At 41.3% G+C, this 3,473-nt stretch carries 3 protein-coding genes and 4 pseudogenes; all 7 read left to right on the forward strand.

The features are described from left to right. A partial coding sequence (locus D5R40_RS31255) for a P-II family nitrogen regulator (protein WP_282433690.1) occupies window positions 1-204 on the forward strand: 204 nt, incomplete at its 5' end. A gap of 285 nt (window positions 205-489) precedes the next feature. Next, complete coding sequence (locus D5R40_RS38460; protein ID WP_205127782.1) at window positions 490-945, forward strand: hypothetical protein; 456 nt, start codon at window positions 490-492, stop codon at window positions 943-945. Further along, window positions 932-1,264 (forward strand): annotated as a pseudogene (locus D5R40_RS43195) (hypothetical protein). The gene D5R40_RS38460 and the pseudogene D5R40_RS43195 overlap by 14 nt, the downstream one beginning before the upstream one ends. Window positions 1,265-2,324: 1,060 nt before the next feature. Continuing rightward, a pseudogene (locus tag D5R40_RS43200) lies at window positions 2,325-2,477 on the forward strand (hypothetical protein); the annotation flags it as partial. Between the two features lie 35 nt (window positions 2,478-2,512). Continuing rightward, a pseudogene (locus D5R40_RS43205) lies at window positions 2,513-2,572 on the forward strand (hypothetical protein); the annotation flags it as partial. Between the two features lie 26 nt (window positions 2,573-2,598). Beyond that, window positions 2,599-2,943 carry a porin family protein gene (locus D5R40_RS31275; RefSeq protein ID WP_124155747.1) on the forward strand — a complete coding sequence of 115 codons (345 nt, stop codon included), beginning with the start codon at window positions 2,599-2,601 and terminating at the stop codon, window positions 2,941-2,943. A 345-nt stretch (window positions 2,944-3,288) separates the two neighbouring features. After that, window positions 3,289-3,473, forward strand: a pseudogene (locus D5R40_RS38480) (hypothetical protein); the annotation flags it as partial.

The following is a 3,473-nucleotide window of genomic DNA, read 5'->3' on the forward strand; positions in this document are numbered from 1 at the left end:
TATCGCGGAAGTGTTTATGATTCAGATTATATAGCTCGTTTGCAGCTAGACATTCTTTGCGAAGACGAAAAAGTATCAGCTATTGTAGACACCATCATCGAATCTGCCAGAACTGGTGAAGTAGGAGATGGAAAAGTTGTAGTAGTTGATGTAAGTCAAGTAACAAGAATTCGTACAGGAGAAAATGGTGCTGAAGCCATTTAATAGAATAGAACAAATAGCCAAACAAACACGAACACTTTAGAACTTTCTTTTATAGTCCCTTACCTAGCTTTCATAATCCTACATTTCCTAGCCACACCAAATTAGCCCAATTTACCTCATCCTCTGAGGGACCATTGATAACTGGCTATTAACCAACCAATCAAGAAAAATCAAATTATTGCCACTGTTACTGTGCATTACTGCACTGATATCAGGTTTGACAATTTTTTAGTTAAACAATACAAAACTAATAAATGGACTTGGTTTATTTACCGCGAATAACACATGGATGTTGGTGTCTTACAGGTACTGGTATTCATCATGCATTTAGGCTTTCTTACACTAGAAGCTGGTTTTGTACAAAAGAAAAATGTCGTTAAACATCCTATTCAAGAATGCCATGATCATCGCGATCGGTATTCTGACTTACTACATCATGGGTTTCAACTTGATTATCCAGGTGAGGCTTATTCAGGAGGATTCTTTGGATTTGCTGGATTGGCCTTGATCCAGGACCAGACTATGTACCGATTGAGTACTAGATGGCGCATACACTACTGGACAGACTTCATCTCCAAGCTATGTTTTGCCGCTACTGCCGCTACTATTGTTTCTGGTGCTGTAGCAGAACGTATCAAATTAGGACATTCTTGCTTTTCGCCACGCTATTTAGCTGTTGCTTATCAATCACAGGTATGTGGAAGTGGGGAACGGATGGTTGGATGCTATGGGTTTTGCTGACTTTGCGGGTTCTACACTAGTACATGCCTGTGGAGGTGCTGCCGCTTTAGCGATCTGATTTTACTCGGGCCACGCTCCGGCAAATACACAGATAAAGGTATCAAGCCAATTCTGGCCACAGATGCCACTTGCCGCGATCGGTGTGTTCTTACTATGGTTCGGTTGGTTCGGATTCAACGTGGATCTTGTATTGAGTGGAGATCCAGGAAGGGTATCTCTTGTATTTGTAACTACCCTTTGGCTGCTTCTGCCGGTGCTATTGGAGGCTTTGCTGCTTCTTACTTTATGTTCAAATCCTTTGACCTTTCAATGGTATTGAATGGTATCTAGGTGGTTGGTAGGTATTTATGGCGGTGCTGATGTAATTCTCCAGGTATGTCAATCTTGTGGGCAATTGCGGGTTTGATCATTCCCATTCTCTGTAGTATTCTTTGATAAGATCAAGATCGATGACCCTGTAGGTGCAACTTTCGTACACTTAGTTATGTGGTATCTGGGGTACTTTGCAGTGGGAATCTTCGGAGGAGCTAACTTCTTACTCAGTTGATGGCACGCTTTCAGTAGTAGCTTTCACTTTCGTATTCTCTATCGCAGTAGGATATGCAATCAAGGCAACTATGGGCTTGAGAGTATCAGAAGAGAAGAAATGAAAGGATTAGATATCGGAGAACACGATATGATGGCTTACGCAGATTCTGTTGAAAAATGCAGCTTCAATCTAATCCATGAAATAAACTCAATTTGCGGCTAGAGGAAGAAGTCTTCTCTAAAGATTTTTCCCTTAGGCTCTTGCGCTTTTTTTTCATCATTCGAAAAAAAAAATGGCCCCTGACTTTCGCCAGGAGCGACATCAAGAAAACGTAGAATAACCGAATTCTCGACCATAATTAGCGAATCAAAATTAAGGTTTAACCGAAAAAAACAAAATCCTATTTGAGAGGATCGCTTATTCGCTGGTTTCTTGATGATCATGACAGGACTTCCAAAAGTTTTTGGGAGACCCTGGGCAACTATTTCTGTTTAACGACTTTTAAAAACAATGATCATGAGACTTTTCAAAACCTTATCTTGATGCTAGTAATGGGGCTTACCTTCAGGTGAGTGCTCAAAGTACTGACGCGACAGCTACTACTGAAAAAAAATTGCTGTTAACGCGGATACAGCAACAGAAGGAAACTGCCGAAAGGAGGAAGAGGATGAACCCAAGTTGACTTTTCAGGATCTGTCGATACGTACTTTAGAACGAACTTGAACGGGGGACCAACGATATTTCCAAAAGTGGAATCGTAGCTCCGGCTACTTCATTTGCAAATTTGCCAGGCTTCTCACTAGGTATTGATAAACTTGATTGCTTCATACGAAACAGCTAAGGTGGGGTAGTGGCCGACTTGGTTTTCGGACCAAGAGGATCCGATGCAGTTTTTGCATCTCCATTGTACTCTAACTCAGCTCAGATCGTTAATCAACTTTATGCCTACTGGAATGTATCAGAGAACGCGACATTAACGATGGGTAATTTCAATACTTTCTTAGGATATGAGGATCTCTCCTACTTGCGAACTTTAATTACTCCACTTCGTATATGTTCTCATATGGTCCATTCTCTCACACTGGTTTGAAGCTGGATATTTCTTCTGAAGTGGCTTTAGCTTCATGGCTGCCTATCTTGAATCCACGGACATTACTGAATTCAACCCAAGCGGTGATATTTCTTCGGTGTACAGCCGGATATGGTGGGTTTTACCTAAACGTTTGTTTGGAGATGGTTACTCTCAAGTAGATTTGACGGGTGGTGTAGATGTTTCTGAAGATTTCTATCTAGGGAATAACGCTACACTTGCTGACGCGGGAGATGAAGTTGGATTCTCTGGTGTTGCTTTGTACGCACAATTGGCAGCCAGTGATGAATTCAAGATCGGGGCTCGCTTTGAATTGTTCCAGGATGATGCAGTAGTTTTTGCTGATTTCGCAGATACTAATGCTTCTGATTCACATTAACTAGGTAGCCTATACTACAGGTAATTTGACGATCATCCCAGAATTGAGATTTGATTCTGTTTCGAAGATGTGATTCTCGATGGTGACGGTGCGCCAAGTGGAAGGTCTAGCCTTCCTTCTTACAGCTTTTGTATACGGTTCTAAAATCTGTTTTTACCCCTCTAATCGTGGATGTAGGAGTAGAGCTGACAATAATTTTATAAAAAATTTGAAAAAACACATTATTAACGATGGCAAAATCAAAACTAGAGTACATCTGGCTTGATGGATCAGAACCAACACAAGGACTAAGAAGTAAAAACAAAGATTCTTAAGGATTTCAGTGGTAAATTAGAAGATTGCCCAATGTGGTCTTTTACGGTAAGCTCTACCGGTCAGGCTTCTGGTGGTGCTTCAGACTGCTTGTTGAAGCCAGTAGCTATTTACCCAGATCCAGATCGTAGAGATGGGTACTTAGTAATGACAGAAGTATTGAGTGCTGATGGTACTCCACATGCTACCAATGGCCGTGCTACTATTGCAGATGATGA

Source organism: Okeania hirsuta, from assembly GCF_003838195.1.
Taxonomy (GTDB): domain Bacteria; phylum Cyanobacteriota; class Cyanobacteriia; order Cyanobacteriales; family Microcoleaceae; genus Okeania; species Okeania hirsuta.

What these genes read in the sequence shown, in the direction of transcription:
- D5R40_RS31275 (WP_124155747.1), top strand. Translation starts at nt 2,599, where the DNA reads ATGGCTGCCTATCTTGAATCCACGGACATTACTGAATTCAACCCAAGC.
- D5R40_RS38460 (WP_205127782.1), top strand. Translation starts at nt 490, where the DNA reads ATGGATGTTGGTGTCTTACAGGTACTGGTATTCATCATGCATTTAGGC.